This window comes from Rhodococcus sp. NPDC057135, assembly GCF_042670865.1.
Classification (GTDB): domain Bacteria; phylum Actinomycetota; class Actinomycetes; order Mycobacteriales; family Mycobacteriaceae; genus Rhodococcus_F.
Map to the genome: position 1 here is coordinate 509,860 of NZ_JBHUUU010000003.1, position 18,804 is coordinate 528,663.

The 18,804-nt window shown below is 61.3% G+C and carries 14 protein-coding genes; 9 read left to right on the top strand and 5 right to left on the bottom strand.

Annotation, left to right across the window (positions count from 1 at the left end; translation table 11 throughout):
• The first annotated feature begins 83 nt into the window (after window positions 1–83).
• The 6 genes from ACFT1A_RS07895 to ACFT1A_RS07920 all read left to right on the top strand — a co-directional run bounded on the left by ACFT1A_RS07895 (window position 84) and on the right by ACFT1A_RS07920 (window position 8,451).
• Window positions 84–1,388, top strand: coding sequence for a hypothetical protein (locus tag ACFT1A_RS07895; RefSeq protein WP_378446506.1), 1,305 nt, complete (start codon window positions 84–86; stop codon window positions 1,386–1,388).
• The gene (locus tag ACFT1A_RS07900; RefSeq protein WP_378446507.1) at window positions 1,385–2,821 is read left to right on the top strand and encodes an oligosaccharide repeat unit polymerase; all 1,437 of its coding nucleotides are present in this window, start codon (window positions 1,385–1,387) and stop codon (window positions 2,819–2,821) included. Before ACFT1A_RS07895 ends, ACFT1A_RS07900 begins: the two co-directional genes overlap by 4 nt.
• A complete protein-coding gene (locus ACFT1A_RS07905; RefSeq protein WP_378446508.1) occupies window positions 2,818–3,621 on the top strand; it encodes an SGNH/GDSL hydrolase family protein in 804 nt (267 codons plus the stop codon). The genes ACFT1A_RS07900 and ACFT1A_RS07905 overlap by 4 nt, the downstream gene beginning before the upstream one ends.
• Window positions 3,618–5,033: a hypothetical protein gene (locus ACFT1A_RS07910; protein ID WP_378446509.1), complete on the top strand. Its 1,416-nt coding sequence runs from the start codon at window positions 3,618–3,620 to the stop codon at window positions 5,031–5,033. The genes ACFT1A_RS07905 and ACFT1A_RS07910 overlap by 4 nt, the downstream gene beginning before the upstream one ends.
• On the top strand, window positions 5,030–6,841 hold the full coding sequence (locus tag ACFT1A_RS07915; protein WP_378446510.1) for a Wzz/FepE/Etk N-terminal domain-containing protein: 1,812 nt from the start codon (window positions 5,030–5,032) through the stop codon (window positions 6,839–6,841). Before ACFT1A_RS07910 ends, ACFT1A_RS07915 begins: the two co-directional genes overlap by 4 nt.
• 194 nt (window positions 6,842–7,035) lie before the next feature.
• Window positions 7,036–8,451, top strand: coding sequence for a glycoside hydrolase family 71 protein (locus ACFT1A_RS07920; protein ID WP_378446511.1), 1,416 nt, complete (start codon window positions 7,036–7,038; stop codon window positions 8,449–8,451).
• Window position 8,452: 1 nt separating this feature from the next.
• On the opposite strand, the gene ACFT1A_RS07925 is transcribed toward ACFT1A_RS07920, so the two are convergent.
• Both ACFT1A_RS07925 and ACFT1A_RS07930 read right to left on the bottom strand, forming a co-directional pair.
• Window positions 8,453–9,685 (bottom strand): lipase family protein, encoded by a 1,233-nt coding sequence (locus ACFT1A_RS07925; RefSeq protein ID WP_378446512.1) that lies wholly within the window; start codon window positions 9,683–9,685, stop codon window positions 8,453–8,455.
• Window positions 9,682–11,520: a serine aminopeptidase domain-containing protein gene (locus ACFT1A_RS07930; protein WP_378446513.1), complete on the bottom strand. Its 1,839-nt coding sequence runs from the start codon at window positions 11,518–11,520 to the stop codon at window positions 9,682–9,684. Before ACFT1A_RS07930 ends, ACFT1A_RS07925 begins: the two co-directional genes overlap by 4 nt.
• A 141-nt stretch (window positions 11,521–11,661) precedes the next feature.
• On the opposite strand from ACFT1A_RS07930, the gene ACFT1A_RS07935 reads away from it, so the two are divergent.
• Window positions 11,662–12,921 (top strand): Hsp70 family protein, encoded by a 1,260-nt coding sequence (locus ACFT1A_RS07935; protein ID WP_378446514.1) that lies wholly within the window; start codon window positions 11,662–11,664, stop codon window positions 12,919–12,921.
• 15 nt (window positions 12,922–12,936) lie between these two features.
• Here the strand turns inward: ACFT1A_RS07935 and efeB are convergent, their stop codons facing one another.
• From efeB to efeU, 3 genes are read right to left on the bottom strand one after another with little or no spacing between them, the layout of a single operon-like run.
• Complete coding sequence (gene efeB, locus ACFT1A_RS07940; RefSeq protein ID WP_378446515.1) at window positions 12,937–14,217, bottom strand: iron uptake transporter deferrochelatase/peroxidase subunit; 1,281 nt, start codon at window positions 14,215–14,217, stop codon at window positions 12,937–12,939.
• On the bottom strand, window positions 14,218–15,348 hold the full coding sequence (gene efeO / locus ACFT1A_RS07945; protein WP_317556398.1) for an iron uptake system protein EfeO: 1,131 nt from the start codon (window positions 15,346–15,348) through the stop codon (window positions 14,218–14,220).
• Window positions 15,349–15,362: 14 nt separating this feature from the next.
• Window positions 15,363–16,265, bottom strand: a complete 903-nt coding sequence (gene efeU, locus ACFT1A_RS07950) for an iron uptake transporter permease EfeU (protein ID WP_378446547.1) — start codon at window positions 16,263–16,265, stop codon at window positions 15,363–15,365.
• A 140-nt stretch (window positions 16,266–16,405) separates the two neighbouring features.
• On the opposite strand from efeU, the gene ACFT1A_RS07955 reads away from it, so the two are divergent.
• On the top strand, window positions 16,406–17,218 hold the full coding sequence (locus ACFT1A_RS07955; RefSeq protein WP_378446516.1) for a lytic transglycosylase domain-containing protein: 813 nt from the start codon (window positions 16,406–16,408) through the stop codon (window positions 17,216–17,218).
• Between the two features lie 213 nt (window positions 17,219–17,431).
• Window positions 17,432–18,718 carry a phosphopyruvate hydratase gene (gene eno, locus ACFT1A_RS07960; RefSeq protein ID WP_347874312.1) on the top strand — a complete coding sequence of 429 codons (1,287 nt, stop codon included), beginning with the start codon at window positions 17,432–17,434 and terminating at the stop codon, window positions 18,716–18,718.
• Window positions 18,719–18,804 lie beyond the last annotated feature (86 nt).

The window sequence follows — 18,804 nt, forward strand, 5'->3', positions numbered from 1 at the left end:
ACTGTTTCGGGTGGGCTGAGCCGACCGACGGTTTCAATTTGATCGCAGTCTGGAAACACCGCGTGTGCAAGGGAGGTGGGGTCGTGGCAGGTCTGAAGCTGCGAGTGCTGTTCAGTGCGGGTGACCAAGTGCTGTCCAGCGTAAGTAACGCGTTGATTCTGTTCGCGATGGCCGGACCGTCTTCGGTGAGTGAGTTCGGTCTGGCGATCCTTGTTTTCTCCATCCTCACGGCTGCGCTCGGATTCGTTCGAGGTGCAGTTGGCACACCCCTGCTGTTGATGAGTGCCTACAGTCGCAACAGGATTCGCGCGGAGAGCAGACATGCGATCTCGGGTGCAGCCATCTTCGGAGTCCTGGTTGGGATCGTTGCCCTCGGAGTCTCAGTTTTCCTTCACGAACCGCAGGTGGGGATTGCATACGCCGTCGCCGCACCGGTTGTTCTCGCGCAGGATGCCTTGCGGTTCACCGCGATGTCGATGGGAGAACCGGAACACGCGTTCTTCAGCGATGCGTTGTGGGCGAGTGCGGCGTTCGGTGTGCTTGTCGTGACGTGGATTCGACCAGAGGCACTTTCGATCGCCGAGATGATTTGGTTGTGGTCCCTCGCCGGAGCGCTTGCACTCGTTTACCTGATGATTCGCGTACAGACGCTACCGCGACTGACTGGTGTGTATCGCTGGTGGGCGTCGTTCTGGACTCATCGAATCCGGTTCGGATTCGAGAGTGGCATCGACCAACTGGCTGCAATCGTGATCGTCGCGGTGTCCACAGCCTTCATCGGAACGGTGGCTGCCGCGTCTTTGCGCGGAGCAGTGACCGTCCTGGGTCCGTTTGCCGTGCTGATCAGTTCGCTTCCTCTGATCGTCATTCCCGAATCGGTTCGGGCCGGCCACACCGCGCGCCAGGTGTGGAGCACACTGCGTTATGCAGCGTGGCTCACATCTGCGATGGCGGCAACGATCGGATTCGCCGCTCCCTTCCTTCCCGATGCACTCGGCCGAGTCGTTCTCGGAGAGTCCTGGGCCGAGGCTCGCCATGTTCTGCCGTTTCTCGGACTCGAGTACGCGGCGATCTGTTGGATAGCGGGTGTCTACAATCTCTACCGCACTCAAGGAGCCAGCGGACGACTGCTCAAGCTGCGAATCATCCAGAGTCTCACGGCAATCGTCATCTGCAGCGCGGCTGCAGCCCTCACTGGAACCGCTGTCGGAGTCGCGATCGGGCTGGCGGTCTCATCCGTCCTCGTTGCCGTGTGCCTGGTGGTCGCTGCCCAACGGAAGCACTCCGGCCGTGAAGACCCCGCGAGCGTGCCGTCCACTGCTGATCGTGCCGAACCAGGCGATCTGCGCCGAACACGAACAGGCGCACTGGCCGGGACGACCACGTGAAAACCATTTCCAGCGGGCGGACAAAGCCTGAGGAGTTCGCGGAATTCGACGTCAGCCGGCAGGACTCGTTGATGCCACCGCTGATTGCGATCTGGACCGCGGTGATCATGGTGATCATCGTGCCTTTCGCAGTCGTCGAGTTCACTCCGACACCGCCAGGGCGTGTATGGATGGCGGTACTTGCCGTCACCACGATCTCGGGATTGCGCTACGCGTGGATTGTCGGCGAGGGCTTTCGTCGGCTCGTCGAGATGTCGTTCTGGGTTTTCACCTATGTCTTCATGGGTCTTGCTCCACTTGCCCAGCTCCGCCTGCGAGAGATTCCTCCTACGACGCCCCGAGTGGATCCGTCCCTCAACTCGACAGCGGTGTCGATCGTCCTTCTGGGGATCGGCGGTTTCCTGGCCGGAATAGTGTTCTCCGGAGCGGTGTGGCGTCGAATCAGAGACACGCGATGGGGAAACGCCACGAGCGTGCGAGTGGATCCCGTTCGGGTTTTGATTCTGGCCGGTTGCGCCCTCGTCGCCAACGCGTACTACATCAAGAAACTCGGTGTAGGGACGCTTCTGTCGAGCCGAAGTGCCGTGGTGGAGCAGGCGAGTGCGTCGCTGGGGCAATCCACGGTCGCCAGTATCATCGGCGCCGTCGCGATGATGTCCTTGCTCGTCGCATTCATCGCGGTGGTCAAATACCGTGATCAGAATCCGGGAGCGGATCGTCTGTTTCTTCTCTGCGCCATCGTGCTCGGGGCCGTGCTGTTGTTGACGTTCAATCCGATCTCGAGTGCAAGGTATCTGTTCGGTACTGCAGCACTCGCCGTGGCGGCACTTTTCGGACTCTTCGCGACCCGCGTTCGTTTCCGTGTGGTTGCCCTGCTTGCCGTGGCTGCACTTGTCCTGGTCTTTCCACTCGCCGATGCGTTCAGGTACAGCACGTCGGCACAGTTCAAGACAAGTTCGCCTCTCGAATCGCTCACGTCTCCGGACTACGACGCATTTGCACAGGTCAACAACACCGTCAATTTTGTGAATACGCACGGGGTTACCGATGGTAAGCAGGCACTCGGAGTTGTACTTTTCTGGATTCCGCGGACCATCTGGCCCGGCAAAGCTACGGACACGGGCATCCTGCTCGCGGAGAGCCGCAACTACACGGTCAAGAACCTTTCTGCGCCGTTGTGGTCCGAGCTGTTCGTCAACGGTGGGTGGATCGCGTTGATTGCCGGAATGGTTGCTCTGGGCTTGATCGCAGGGATTCAGGACAGAAGAATCGAATTGTCGCTGCGCCAGTCCAGGGCGCCGACGATTCTTGCCTGCATCCTGCCCTTCTACCTGATCATTCTTCTCAGAGGATCACTGCTGCAAGCGATGTCGTACTTCCTCGTCATCATCGGCTGTGCATTCTTCGTCTCACGACGGGAGGCGATTCGATGACTCGGACGAACCGATTCTCGTCGAGAATCTCTGCCCGTCGCCCGCTGGAACTCGTGGGCCTTGCTCTGCTGGTGGTATTGGTCGTTTGTGCGACGGCGCTGGCCGTGCGTCAGAATTCGGCTGCCGAAAACGGCCGGTCCGCCCTCACGGCAGCGACAACCGCTCCTCAATTGCCGCCGGACACAGCGCCGGCGTCGATGTGGTTCGGCGACAGCTTCACTGCGGGCATCAACGGAATCGGGCTCGGGGCGTACCCGAGAATCATCTGCGTCCGGATGGGGTGGGACTGCAATGTCGATGCACAGGGAAGCACCGGTTTCACCAACGACGGCGCACCCGAGTATCAGGGAACTACAACACGATTCGCGAATCGACTACCGGTGTCGATCGAGCGGTATCGAGCGGACATCATTTTCGTGGACGGTGGGCGAAACGATCTGCACATGAGTCCGATGGATTTGTTTCCAGTCATGACGTCGTACATCGATGCCGTCCGGGATGCCTGGCCGGATGCGCGTCTGGTGATCATCGTGCCGACATACGTCACACCTGTGCCGTACGACGGATACGACCAATTCGTATCAGCGCTGCGAAGTTACGGGGAATCGGTTGCCGCGACCGTGATCGATCCTGTTGCCGACGGTTGGTACGCCGACGTGGACCTCACGACACTGAAATTCGAGGACGGTGTGCATCCGAATGCAGTGGGGAATGCAGTGATTGCTCAGAAACTGGTGGAATCGCTGACCGCCTCCGGTGTGATTCGCGAGGGCGCGCCGAATGGGGGGATTCTCCGATGAACCCGTCCCGTTTCTTCGAGGTCCTTCGTGACAGGTGGATTGTCGTCGGCATCTCGACAGTGCTCGGTCTGCTGGTAGGCGTTCTGCTGACATTGCTCACGCCGACCACTTTCAAGACCTCGACCCAACTCTTTCTCACCACGCCAGGGTGGGGAACACCGACAACTCTGGGCAATGCAGATTCGAGCCCTTTCCAAGGTGACGAATTCTCGCAGCAACGAGCGGGTACATACACGCGTCTGGCGGAAGGTTCCGACTTCGCGGCCCGGGTCGCAAGTCGTCTGGGCGAGAGTGGTCTTCGTGACGTCGAGAGCATTTCGGTTCGCGTTGTACCCGACACCGTGTTGCTCGAAATCTCTGGGATCGCCGACAGCGCAGACCGGGCGTTGCAACTGACGAATGCGGCCTCGGACGAGATGAACGAGACGATCCGGCGGCTCGAGACGCCGAGTGGGACGTTGATCCCGACTGTTCAGCCGCTGACTGTCGTCACTGCGTCAGCACCGACGAGCCCGGCCGGCCCGCAGACGATTCCGAACGTTCTTATGGGGTTGGTCGTCGGATCGATGGTTGGAGTGACGGGCGTGACCTTGGCTGCTGCGAGGTCGAGAGCAGTTCAGAGTGTCGACCAATTGGCGGCCTGGACGGGTCTACCTGTGCTCGAGTCCATCCAGTACCTCGGTGGCAGGGGATCGTCCGCCGAGGAAGGCGATCAGTCGGCATTGAAAAGTTCTTTTGCGCGACTGCAGTTCAACCGAGACCTCATCGGGACAGGTACGCCCGCGTCACCCGTGCTCGTGACCGCTGCCGACGAGGGGGAGATCAGCAGGTTCGCAGCTGTCGGCATCGCCGATGCTGCTTGCGCTCTGGGATATTCGGTGGTTCTCGTCGACTGCAACTTCCGATCGTCGCGGGCGCAGATCGAGTTGGGTGTCACCGACATCGTCATGTCGGACACCACCCTCGACGATGTTCTGAGCTCGACGCCACTGCGGCCGACTCTCCTCCGGAGCGGTTCGCCGACCGAAACTCCCGACAGAGTCATCGAGTCTGAGTCGTTCAGGCGGATGTTGCGAGATTTGAGTGCCAGGTTCGACGTTGTGGTTGTCTTCGACTCCGGCGGGACGCAGTACGCCGACTCGAGCCGATTGGCCAAGGTATGCCGTTCGATAATCCTTGTCGTTCAATCTCATTCGACAAACAAGCAGACGTTGATGACGAAGATTCACGATCTGGAAATCGCAGGTGCGAAGATCGAAGGCTCGGTGCTGCTGGCCACCACGCGCCGAACGCAGCGAGGGGCAGTGTTGCCCGGTGGTCGGCCAGACACAACTGACTCGGTGGCAAGTCACACGCCACGGCGCGACGGAGACACACGCACACAGCGGTCTCCAAGAAAGGCGAACACATGAATGTACTCAGCACTGCCGCGCGAATTCTGAGGCGGGGGTGGGCAATACCTGTCTTCGCGGTGCTCGGCTTGATCCTCGGTGCTTTCATGGCCATCTCGAGTCCGTCGTCCTACACGTCGACAACTGTGCTGTTCATCGGCTCGCCGATCAGTGCTGACTCGGCTGGCGCCTATCAGGGCGATTTGTTTTCTCAGCAACGAGCGGCGACCTATGCCCAACTGTTTTCGAGCGACGATCTGGCGGTCAAGGTGATCGACGACCTGGGTCTTCCAATGAGCGGACACGAGTTGGCCTCGCAGGTTTCGGCTGCAGCAGTGGAGAAAACCGTGCTCTTGCAAGTCTCCGTCACGGATTCGACGGCCGAAGGATCAGCCGGCATCGCCAATGCGTATGCGAAGAATTTCGCACAATATGTCGGGCAGTTGGAGACCCCTAACGGTGGTGGCCGTCCGAATACGTCTGTCCAGGTTGTCACCGAGGCCAACGCTGAAGATGCCAGTGGGGGTTCGAATCTCGTGATGACGTCCCTGTTCGGCCTCGTTGGTGGTCTGGTAGTCGGCATCGGCGTCCGGGTGCTCCTCGGGCGGCTCGATCGATCAGTTCGAAGTGCTTCCATGCTCTCTGCCGTTGCGGGTGTACCGATTTTGGCGACAGTTCCGGAATCGGCTTCGCGGGGATCTCACGCGTTGACGTTCCCTTCGGACGGCGCGACTGCGTATGCCGAGTCGATACGCAAGCTCAGGACGGGTATCGAGTTCGCCGGGCCGAGTGCCGACGCGATCCGTTCGGTCCTCATCGCTTCACCTCGGTACTCTGAGCCTGCGGGGTGTCTCGCAGCCGATCTCGCGGTTGTCTTGTCCGAAGCGGGACGTCGAGTGCTGTTGGTGGACGGTGACTTGAGGTCGCCGAGCGTGGATTCATACCTCGGTATCAAGCCGGCAGCCGGCTTTTCCGACGTTCTTGCCGGCGCGATTCCGCTCGTGGACGCGCTCGTTCAGGTACCCGGTCGCTCATTGACTCTGCTGCCCGCCGGCTCGATACGATCCGATTCCGGTGACGCCATCGCATCGGTCTCGGCACGCGAGATCCTCTTGGAGGCCTCCGAGAAATTCGAATACACGATCGTCGTGGGTCCACCTTTGTCGCTCTATTCCGATTCGGCTGTGATCGGCTCAGTCGTCGACGGCGTGGTTCTTGTTTCAACACAGAGTATTTCGTCGGTGGACGAGGTGGAAGACGCAGCGACCACGCTGCGCGCTGCCGGCGCGAACCTGTTGGGTGCGGTGCTCACGGGTGTCGGACGTAGTAGCTCGGTCAAGGGCCGTAGCCGAGTGAGCGTGGTGGACGAGCCTGCGGCGAACGAGCCTCCGGTGAAAAATGAACCGAATGAACCAGTCGGCGCGTGGCCTCCCGTCGAACGGCGAGCTGCTGCGCAGGGAGTCCACGCTGAACCAGGTGTCGGATCGACGGGGAAGAATGAAGTGGACAAGCATGATTCGGGTGATTCGGTCGAATCTCCGGCCGAAGATATGCGCATCGATTTCGACCAATGGGAGCCGGCAGAGACCGAAGGGCGCTACACGCGCAGTGATCTGGACAGTCCCACAGTGGCAATCCCTCGCTCGATGCTCCGCACGAAGGTCGCGCAGAAGGCAAACCGCTCGAGCGACGAGTTGCCGACCGATGAGCGGCAGGTAAGATCACTCGGTGGAAACGGCGATTCCGATTCCAGGTCGAATCACCCGCCGCAAGCTTCGGATTCTTTGCAGCAGAATCAAGTTGGAATGCCATTCCCAGGTTCTGGATGACAACGTCACCGGGCATTGCGGCGTAAGACCGTGCGCGAGAAGGGGTGGCTGATTCGGTGAACGCCGATGCTCGAAATCGGAAACGGGTGAGTATCGAAGGTTCGCGGGGCAGGCAATTTCGTGCAATTGCCATCGGAATTACGCTGGTGTCATCAGCGCTTCTCGTAGCGGCCGGCTTTCGACTCTCTGATGGAATGGGCCGAACCGCGAAAGTTGACGAGACGGCGTCGTCGCATCTCGCCTTCGATGTTCCGGTCTTCGGACAGGCGAACGGCAAGATGGTCTTTGCACATTACTTCCCGCCGTATCCCGTCTCGATCGACAATCTACCGTCGGGCGAGGACTATTACGCCACGCAGTATCTCAACCCGAACGGTGAACGAGGCGCGTACGCCGCAGTCGGAGGGTTTCTCCGAGACCGGCCACAATCACGGCCCGTTTCAGCTGACCCACAGTGGAGGCAGCGAGATCTGCAAGATGAAGTGCGGCAGGCAATCGACGCGGGAATCGGTGGCTTCTCGGTTGACATTCTGACGAAGTCGTCGAACGCGTTGTGGTCTTCTTCCGTTCCGGCCGAACTTCTCGCGGCTTCAGCGGCAGTCGATCCCGCGTTCGAAATAATGTTGATGCCGGATATGAATGGCGAACTCGGCACATTGGACCCCGCAGATCTGGCAGACGAGTTGTCACAGTATGCGTCATCGCCGTCAGTTTTTCGATTGGCGGACAACAGGGTCGTAATTTCGCCGTTTCTTGCCGAGAAACACGATCCGGCGTGGTGGTCGCAGTTTCTCGACATAATGAAGGCCCGCTACGGGATCGAGGTAGCCTTCGTTCCGCTCTTCCTGAACTCCACTACAAATATGGATTCATTCGCGTCGATAAGCTACGGAATGTCGACGTGGGGTGGACGTAACCCCGCCTTCAATCCAGTGGCGGACACCGGAATCGGCTCGCCACTGGATCAGGCGAATCGAGCGCATGCTCTGGGCAAGATATGGATGCAGTCGGTCTCATTCCAGGATGCGCGTCCCAGCCAATCGGTTTTCGACGAAGCGCAGAATACCGGGAATCTCCGAAACACCTGGCAGATTGCGCGTGAATCGGATAGTGAATGGGTGCAACTTATTTCGTGGAACGACTACAGCGAAGGCACGGCGTTTGCGCCGAGTGAGGGGCACGGTCGGGCATTGCTCGATCTGAACGCATATTTTGTCGACTGGTTCAAAACCGGAACGGCACCGACGATTACACGTGACGTCGCTTACGTCAGCTACCGGAACCAACTGTCGTCCGCGCAACCCGCACTTCCCTCGGAATCTCCGATGATTCTGCGCGCGGGGTCGTCCCCGGTTCGCGACACGATCGAGGTTTTGACATTCTTGGTCGAGGGTGCAGAAGTGAAAGTTACGGTCGGTGGTTCGACGACCACGTGCAGTGCTGATTCAGGGATGGATGTGTGCACGGTTCCCTCTGCGGTCGGTGCCGTCTCGGTCAGTGTGGTTCGGAACGGGACGGAAGTGACTTCGGTGAAGGCACATTCAGACGTCGTGTCCACACCTTCGGTTCAAAATATGGAGTACCTGGTCGATTCGAGTTTTCGACGATAAATCAGCAGTCCGACGGCGGCGACTCGCCTCTGAAGCGCGCTTGGAGCCAGACCGCAGTCTCCGACCCCGGATCCAGATTGTTGTGAGTTTGGCCTGCTCTGACGATGTGCTGCACCGAATCGCCGAACGCACAAGCATTGTCGACGGCCTCTTGCACCCACTGCGGACGAATCGTCTCGTCAGCGTCGCCGTTGATGACCAGCAGTGGTCCTCCGGATGGACGCTGGGGGAGGGCGATCGATGTGAGCCAGTCGCGCAGGACAGCTCCGGCCTCGTCGGAGCTCGGCAGGGTGTCGGCGGGATTCAGTCGTGATGCTTGTTCGCCGCGTTCTTTCAACGCCGGACCCGCACATGCCAACCACATCTCAGAGTTACTCGACAGCGCGCCGTGTAGGTAGTTGCCTGGATCGGTCCCGGGTCGGGCCGTGGTCAGCCCAGATACTACGTACGACATCATGATCTGCTGTTCATGTGTGAGCCACTGCGACTGGGCCAAGTCGGCGAGTTTGGAAAGATCTGCGGCGGGAGCCAGCGCAACCGACCCGACGAAATTCAATTCGGGCGCGTAGAAACCGGATAACTCTGCTGCCGCCCACGTTGCCTGTCCACCGATCGACACGCCGAGTCCTGCCCATTTCGAGGACGTGTCCGGGACCATTTCCCGCGCTGCGCGAACTCCGTCGATCAAGTTGAAGGCGCTGGTGTTCGGGTCTAGGTACGGGTTGGTACCGCCTGCCGGACCCAACCCTTGGTAGTCGGTCATGACCGCGACGAATCCCAGTTTCATCAAAGGGACGATCGTGCTCGCGTAGCCCAGGAGATCGGGGTACATCGACGGTCCACACTCCGCCGTGACTCCCGTTGTGCCGTGACCGACGGTGACAACAGGTCGCCCGCCCGGTGGTGGATCGCCTTCCGGAACGAAGACGATTCCAGACACGACCGTTGAACTTCCGTCCATGCCTGAAGTTGATCGGTACGTGATCTGGTGGGCAGTCGCGCCCACGTCGGCTATCAGTGGATCGACGTCGTCGAACTCGGACGCGCTTTCCAGTTTGCCTCTGGCCCCGGCGGCGTCGGCGCTGATCGAGGGAAGGGGCGCGGACGTGGGAGTCGGTTCTGCGGGCGTCGTGTCGGCAGTGCAACCGGTCAGAAGCGCCGCGGTTGTCGCTGCAACGACTACGAATACGTGGGACGACGTTCGAATGTTGACCCGGGTCGACGTGCGAATCATGCTCCGAGTCGCTCCTTGTCGCGCGCCGACACGGCAAGTCTTCGATCTCCGAACGCGTCGAGTGCAGATGCAACGATCAACCGGCCGACGCGTTCTCGCGAACTGCGATGGAACAGGTTGTGATCACCGGAGCCGGAGAACAAGACGTGCGGGGGATTCTTCGAGCTCGAAAGACGTGTGACACCTCGTCGGCCTCTGTTCGCTTCGAACCAAACTTCGTCTTCCGGCGAGAGGGACACGGCAGTTTGTGTCCCGCGGCGGGTCAAGGTGCGAAGCATCGACTCGGGGGCATTGACCAATCCGAGGAAGCCGAGACCGAGCCACACCGGGTAAGGCAAGTACTGCTGGGCTCGCCGTCCGGCGTTGCGAATTGTTCTGGCCACGATGAAAATTCGGTTTGCAACGTCAGACTCCATTGCATCGACGTGCGCTTTCTTCACCGGTGGTCGTCGATTGTTGATCGACCAATTCACGATGTTGAGCAGCACCACGGACCGTGCCCCGCGCTGGCTAGCCACGTAGGCACCCATCCAGGCACCGGAACACATTCCGATGTGCATCCGGCGGGACGGCGGCACGCCGAGGGCGTCGACGAGGTCCAGCACATTGCGGCGCGCTTCCGGAGACACGATGGGGGTGTTCTCGTCGGTGGAGACCGTTCCGCTGTCTCCTGTGCCCATCCTGTCGAAGCGAATCGACCGGATACCATGCGAGGCGAGAGTTCGAGCGGACTCGACCCACAGCCTCGCCGGCCCGATCCGGTACTCGTTCGCGGTGCTGTGAAAGATCGCAGTGGCAGCGTGGCTCGCAGTCGTGCGGGATGCGGTGGAGATTGCAAAGAGTGATCCGGTGGACCGTCGTTCCAAGATTTCCCAGATTTCTTCGCCGTCGTCAGCCGTCGCGACATGCGCCGCCGACGTGATCTCTGGATCGACGAAAGTCTTGTCCTCGCCGAATTGTCGCGATACCCAACTCGAAATCCGTTGTATGTCGTGCGTAGGCACCGAGAGTACGAAACTGCTGGGGGAAACGAACTGATTCTGCCGTTCGACGAATATGCGTTCAGCACCGGATCGCTCGAGCATCCGAACCGTGCGGGGCGAATCAGCGAATTCAGGGCGAATCGCGGCGAGGACTTTTGTCGACGAACTCGGATCGAACGTGCTGAGGTCAAGTCCGGAAAGGTCTTTCATCGCCGCGGAAGCCAGCAGGCCGCCGACGATTGATGTGCGGTCGTCGTGGTGGGGGTCGTCGTCGACGGAAACGCGGTACATCGAAGTCAGTTCTCGAACGTAGGACCTACCGGATATGACCGGATCCCACAAGACCATCGCACGTAGGTCTCCAAGGGTATCCACGGTGGATGCGGCGAGTAGAGCTCCTGCGCGCAAACCTGTGACGGCTACGGACTCGATACCTGTACGCCGCACGTACGCCACGGCTGCCGCCACGCTGGCCTGCCAGTGCGCAACTGCTAGCGGGTCGTCCTGCCGACCGGACGAATCTCCCTGTCCCTCATAGTCGAAACGAAGAGCGAGGAATCCGCGCCCGGCAAGTTCCTGGGCGAGTTGGCGCAGTCCCCGATAAGCGCTGATGTGTTCCTTCGCAAGGGGTGGACATATGACGACGGCACCGCGCACGGCAGCGTCCGTAGGCAGGTGAAGCGAGGCGAACAGTGCCGCATCACCAGGGCCTGGAATCCACGTGTCAATCGTGCGAATCCCGGTCGGTGTCTGGCGGTCGCGGAGGTGTCGGGTGGTGGTCGCCAGCAGGGAGGGGCGGGGTATGGGTAGTGCGGACATCACGGTTGTCATGTTGGCCATCGATTTGTTCAAGGACCTCTCCACACATTGATTCGGCCTGCCAGTTTCGCGTAGTTCTCCGGTCTCCGAGGGATCCGGTAAACTTCCCGCTACGGATAACATACCGCAAGTATGTTTAGTGACGAATAAACAGTGCAAGGGTTGGATACGGGGGTGCGTACAGCGATGGATCCAGTGTTCGGTGCGTCGTTGGGCGCTGCATCGGTTCGTATTGTTCGCGCCGACCCCCAGCCGGAAACCGGATCCGAGAGCGGCGGTCGATTCCTGACTCGGACGGTGGACGCATTCGACGCATCTCCGGCGCGGACAGCCGCGATTCATCTAGGTGCTGCAGTTCGCGGGGACACGTCTCGAATGGTCATCGCGGTTCCCGACGAGCGACAGAACGTAGCGCTCGAATCGGAATTGCGTGCCCGAGGTGTCGATGGCGCCGTCACCGTGCCGGAAGCGGTGGCCGTTGTCGCGTTGGTACGGACTTCGGGTGCGGCCGAAGGTTTTCGGCTACTGGCCGTTCTCGATATCGGCCGAACCGGAGTGACTGTCTCGATGATCGAGATTGGAACTGCGACAACTATCGCGTCCACGCGGTCGACGGCGCTCGCCGGTGACAGGCTCGACGGAATCGTCGCGGAGTTGCTGTCGGCAACCGGTCCTGATGTGGCTTTCGACGGTGATGGCGTGTTCGACGCACGTGCAGTCAAGGAATACCTTGCCAGCGGCTCCCGTCGTGCGCAGGTGATGCCCGTTCCCGAATCCATGTGCATCCGTTTCGATTCGGTTGTCACACGGGAAGTCGAAGACACGCTGATGGTGATTCGAGAAGTCGCGGCGCGAGCCCGGTGCGTCCCTGACGCCTTGGTCCTCGTCGGGGGAGGCGCCCGAATATCACTGGTGGAGAAGATTCTCGAGAGGGAGTTTTCGGTACCGGTGATCAGGCCGGCCGAGCCCGAGCTCGCCTCGGCCAAGGGCGCCGCACTGATAGCCGAGGTCTTACATCAGGAACACCTAGGCTCGGAAGTCACGGATTCGGAATTTCCGGATTCGGAAGTCGCGGACTCGGAAATCGCAACGGATGCGGTCGAAGCGTCTCCCGATGAGGCCGAGGTGCACAGCGTCGGTGTAACCGAAGAAGGCACCGAATCAGATTCGCCACCCGCAGGTGGGCTTGGGAGAATGCAAATCCTTGTGGGCGTGGGGTTCTCGCTGGTTGCACTGACCAGCTTCCTCGCGTGGGCAGTGCTGCGCCCGTTCTCGGATCCGGCACAGGCGGAACCGCCGCAGGCGCAAACAACTGAGATTGTCGCGCCGGTACCTACTTCGGCATTGCTGCCACCGACTACGACCAAGGCGATCGATCCACTGACCGAGCGGAATCGGGCGCCGGTCAATTTGGTGCGTTCGTGGAGATACTGAATGTGGAGATGCTCATCAGGTGAACAGTTGAGAACTCCAGTCCTTGCCGTCGGCGAGACCGCCGGGGCAGGCGAAGACTGCGGAACCGACGTGCTGGATGTATTCGTTCAACGCATCGTGCCGTGAAAGGTTCTGCTGCATCGGAACAAACTGCTCGACTGGATTCCGGCAATACGCGACGAAGAACAGTCCCGCGTCCAGGTGGCCGAAGCCGTCGGAGCCGTCGGTGAAGTTGTATCCGCGGCGCAGGATTTGAATCCCACCGAGTTCCTCGGCCGAGGCCAGACGCACGTGTGAATCCTCCGGGATGACGAAGTCGTGTCCCATTTTGGAATCGAGATCGAGTTCGTCGAACTCGTCCTTGCCACCGAGCGGCGCTCCGCTCCGTTTGGATCGGCCGATGACGGCTTCCTGTTCCTTGAGCACTGCGCGATCCCACTGCTCGATCAGCATCCGGATGCGTCTGGCGACGAGGAACGATCCGCCTGCCATCCAGGCCTGATCGTCAGTGGGGTCGACCCAGACGTGCTGGGCGAGTGCGTCTGGATCTTCTGCCTTGATGTTGGCGGTTCCGTCCTTGAACCCGAACAGATTTCGTGGTGTCGCCTGCGTCGTCGAGGTCGAGGACGTTCGTCCGAACCCGAGTTGCGACCACTTGACCGACGCAGTCCCGAAAGCGACTCGTGCGAGGTTACGGATCGCATGCACGGCAACCTGGGGATCGTTGGCGCACGCTTGGATGGCGATGTCGCCGCCGCTGCGATTGGCATCGAGGTTGTCAGCACGGAAGTGGGGAAGATCCAGCAGGGCAGCAGGTTTCTTGTCCGCGAGCCCGAAACGGTCGTCGAAAAGGGACGGTCCGAATCCGATGGTCAGGGTGAGCTGCGAAGACGCCAGATCGAGAGCCTCGCCGGTATCGCTCGGTGGTGCGTACGGACCGTCGCCGGTCGCGCCGTCTTCGGTTGCTTCCTGACCCGCAGTCATTCGTTCGGCCATCGCCGTCCACGTCTGCAGCAGCGTGATCAGTTCGTCCCGTGATTTCGTCGTCACGTCGAAAGCGACGAAGTGCATGCGATCCTGGGCCGGCGTGGTGATGCCTGCCTGATGTTCACCGCGGAAGGCCACCACATCTGCGGAATTTGCGCCGGAATTGTCGTCGGCGGTCACCCGCCCGATGACGGCGCCGGCACCGGCCAGGACAGCGCCGGCTCCCACGGCGCCGAACAATCGGCGCCGTGAAACTGCATGCGGTGCTGCGTTTTCCGCAGTGGGTGTGCCTTCTGGTGAATCAGTCATCTACTGTCCCGCAACTACTTCCTGGACCTGGCTGACCTCGGCGGACAGGGCGTCGATTTTACGCGAGAGTTCCTGACGCTGCGCCTCGGTAACGGTGTCGTAGTACACGAATCCGTCGCCGACGCGGAATTGTGCCAGCGCGGCATCGAGGTCGGCGAATCGGTCGGCGATGCGCTGGGCGAGCTCGGGATTACGTTCCTGCAGAATCGGGTTCAGTGCCGCGATCGCAGCTTGTGAGCCGTCGACGTTGGCCTGGAAATCCCACAGGTCGGTGTGCGAGAAGATGTCTTCCTCACCGGTGATCTTGGAAGTCGAGATCTCGTCGAGCAGTCCTTGGGCATCGCCGGCGATCTTGGTGGGATCGATCGTGTAATCGTCGGCGTTCACCTGGTCGGCAAGGTACTGGATGTCTTCGAGTAGCTGATCGGCGACCGCGTTGGTATCCGGCTGCAGCCCGGTGACCCACAGATCCTTCTCGAGGCGGTGGAATCCGGTCCAGACCTGACCGGGCTCGAGATCCGCTTCGCGCAAGTCCAGCTTGGGATCGAGTTCGCCGAAGCTCTCGGCTTCGGGCTCGATGCGCTCGTAGTAGGTACGTGCAATCGGGAAGAGTGCCTTTGCCTGGTCGACGTTGCCGGACTGCACAGCGGCGACGAACTGCGCTGCGGTGTCCTGCAAGGCGACGATCTGGCTGCGGATATATCGACGGTAACCGTCGGCGGCCTCGGCGAGCTGGCCGCTCTCGTCGGTGGCCGCCTGCGAATCACCGGTGACGACGAAGTCCTGACGGATTCCGGTTCCGACCATGCCCGGCTTGCACGCGAGCTGATACGTCGCGGCCTCGGGGAGGGAGACGATCAGCTGACGGGTCAGGCCGGGGCCGATGTTCTCGACCTCGCCCATCGCTCGATCACCCTCGGCGAAGACGTAGAACTCGGTGACCTTCGAGCCGTTGTTCGTCACCTGGAACGTCGACGTGCCGGTCGTCCCCGTCGTCGCGCTGACCTCACACGAGTCGTCGGTGGCGGTGACGACGATGTCGCCGTCGCTCGCCGTCGTCTTCTCGGTACACGCGGCGAGGGAGAAGGGAAGTACCGCAGCTGTGGCCAGTACGAGGGTGGATTTACGCATGTCGGCAATGCCTCTCAGGATTTTTCGGGAACATGGGTGTCGTGCGCAGGCGGGGCCGTCGGCTCGGACGGCTTCGACGGAAGCGGACGAAGGAAGAGCGCGAGAACGACGACGAGGTACACAACCCACGCGGTGGCTTGCAGGACAGTCGGATCCGGCCGGAAATTGAAGATTCCGGCGAGGACGGTGCCGTACCAGGTCGACGGGTCGTATCCGGGCGTCAGGTTGAACGCGAGAGAGGATCCGCCAGGCAGGACGTTTCCGGTCTGCAGAGCGCGAACGCCGTACGAGAGAATTCCGGCGGCAACGACGATGAGGAAGATCGCTGTGTACCGGAAGAATGTCGTCAGGTTGAGGCGGAGAGCGCCGAAGTACATGGCCACGGTCAAGGCGGCGGCCACGAGAATTCCGAGGAGCAGTCCGACCAGCGGCCAGGAGCTGCCCGCGGTGTTCTCGGCGTATCCGACCATGAGCAACGCCGTCTCGACGCCTTCACGACCAACCGCGAAGAACGACAGCGACAAAATGGCGACGGGTCCCGCGATCAGCGCCTTTTCCATTCCGGCTTTCAGATCCCCGGAAATGTTCTTCGCTGCCGTGCGCATCCACAGGACCATGATCGTGACGATGACGACGGCGATCAGGGAGGCAACGCCTGCGATGATCTCGGCGGTCAAGCCGTCGACCGTCGATGTTCCGTAGTGGATCGCGAAGAAGATGATCGCCACCATCCCGACGGCGATCGCGACGCCGAGCCACACCCATTTGAGTGCGTCCTTGCGCTGAGCCTTCACAAGGTAGGCAGCGAGAATCATCACCACGATGCCTGCTTCGAGGCCTTCGCGCAGACCGATCAGGCCACTGCCGAATAGCTGAGTGGCAACTGACGGTGTGCTCGCGGCAGCGAGTACCGACACGGGCACGGGCGACTCCTGACTGAGTGGGTGAAACAGGTTCGGACAGCTTCATGAGGCTAGGCCAGCCTTAACTCAGAAAAAGATACTCCACAATCAGCGGGGAACCATGCCCTGACCTGTACTTTTGCTGGTCTTTACCAATGGATTCGGGAGTAGTTCGCTCGCATGTGGATGATGGAAGGGTGTACCGAACCTCCGCTGCCCGCAGAAGTCCCCGGCGTCTCTCGAGAGCCGTCGCCGCAGTAGCTGCCGGAACAGCTTTGCTGGGCGTTGGCGTCGTGGCGTGTGGATCGAACGAACCGAAGGTTGCCATTCCTGAGGGCATACCCCCAGGTAGCGGTGCTCCGACACCGCCGATCGACATCAACGCTCCCGGCCGCAGTGCCGATCAACTTGCCGATTGGGCGGCGGGATTGTCCGACGACATCGGGATCGGTACCACTGCACTCGAGGCATACGGGTATGCCGCTGCGGTCATGGCCGAGACGCTTCCCGGCTGCGGAATCGGGTGGACAACCCTGGCCGGTATCGGCAGCGTCGAGAGCCGCCACGGGACCTACGACGGTTCGTCGGTCGACGCGCTGGGGCAGGTCGCCCCGATCATTCGGGGAATCCCTCTCGACGGTGGCCCGGGAGTTGCCGAGATCCCCGACACCGACGGCGGAGCGATGGACGGCGACCCCGTGCACGACCGTGCCATGGGGCCCATGCAGTTCATCCCTGAGACGTGGCTCAAATGGGGTGTCGACGCCAATGGCGACGGCCGCGTGGACCCGGACAACATCGACGACGCCGCCCTCACCGCTGCCCGGTACCTGTGCGCACGTGGGGGAGACCTCACTACCGCTGCCGGTTGGCAGCAGGCGCTGATGGCGTACAACCTCTCGGGCGACTATCTCGCGCTGGTCCGTGATCGTGCGTCGGCATATTCAGTCGGGGTTCGGCCGGACTGACGGTGATCGACCGCAGGTCGGGGCCATGACCGCGCGTCGATAAAGAAGCCTTCGGCCGGTGCGGTTAGGCTGTGTGCTGGCACTACAGAGGTGCTGGCACTGCAGAGGCCCAGCGGCGATCGTGGTCCTCTTTCGACCGGAGGGGTCGGAGCCCAAGTGTCAAGCACGCAGTGCGTGCCCCAATGCGAAGCCCATTCGAAGGAGAACCACACAGTGGCCAGTATTGAGCAGGTCGGAGCTCGCGAGATCCTTGATTCCCGTGGCAACCCCACGGTTGAGGTCGAGGTTCTGCTCGAAGACGGAAGTTTCGCCAGGGCTGCGGTGCCGTCCGGCGCTTCGACCGGTGAGCACGAAGCCGTCGAACTGCGCGACGGTGGCGCGCGCTACGGCGGCAAGGGCGTCGAGAAGGCCGTAGAGGCTGTGCTCGGCGAGATCGCTCCTGCCATCATCGGCATCGACGCGACCGAGCAGCGCACGGTCGACCAGGCGCTGCTCGACGCAGACGGCACCCCGGACAAGTCCCGCCTCGGCGCAAACGCTTTGCTCGGTGCCTCGCTTGCCGTCGCTCGCGCCGCTGCCGAGTCCTCGGGCCTGGAGCTGTTCCGTTACGTCGGTGGCCCCAACGCTCATGTACTCCCCGTCCCGATGATGAACATCCTCAACGGTGGCGCACACGCCGACACCGGTGTCGACGTCCAGGAATTCATGGTTGCGCCCATCGGCGCACCGAGCTTCAAGGAATCGCTGCGCTGGGGCACCGAGGTCTACCACTCCCTGAAGTCGGTTCTCAAGGAGAAGGGCCTCTCCACCGGTCTCGGTGACGAAGGCGGATTCGCTCCGGACGTCGCGGGTACCAAGGAAGCACTCGACCTCATCACGATCGCCGTGAACAAGACCGGCCTCAAGCTGGGTACCGACGTCGCGCTCGCTCTCGACGTCGCCGCCACCGAGTTCTACACCGACGGCACCGGCTACAAGTTCGAGGGCAAGAACCGCACGGCGGCCGAGATGGCGGCGTTCTACGCCGACCTCATCGACGCATACCCGCTCGTCTCCATCGAGGATCCGCTCGACGAAGACGACTGGGACGGCTGGGTTGCGCTCACCGATCAGATCGGCAACAAGATCCAGCTCGTCGGCGACGACCTTTTCGTCACCAACCCCGAGCGTCTCGAAGAAGGCATCGTCAAGGGCGCGGCCAACGCACTCCTGGTGAAGGTCAACCAGATCGGCACCCTGACCGAGACCCTCGACGCTGTCGATCTCGCTCACCGCAACGGTTACAAGACGATGATGAGCCACCGGTCCGGCGAGACCGAGGACACCACCATCGCCGACCTCGCAGTTGCCGTCGGCAGCGGCCAGATCAAGACCGGTGCTCCGGCCCGCAGCGAGCGCGTTGCCAAGTACAACCAGCTGCTGCGTATCGAGGAGAACCTCGGCGATGCAGCACGTTACGCCGGCGAGGTTGCGTTCCCGCGCTTCGCTTTCGAGGCCTGACGGAAATCTAAGATTCAGTAGTGTCTGCACAGCGCGGTAAGCCACGATCCCCCGGCGGAAGTCCGGGGGGTCGTGGTTCCCGTCGT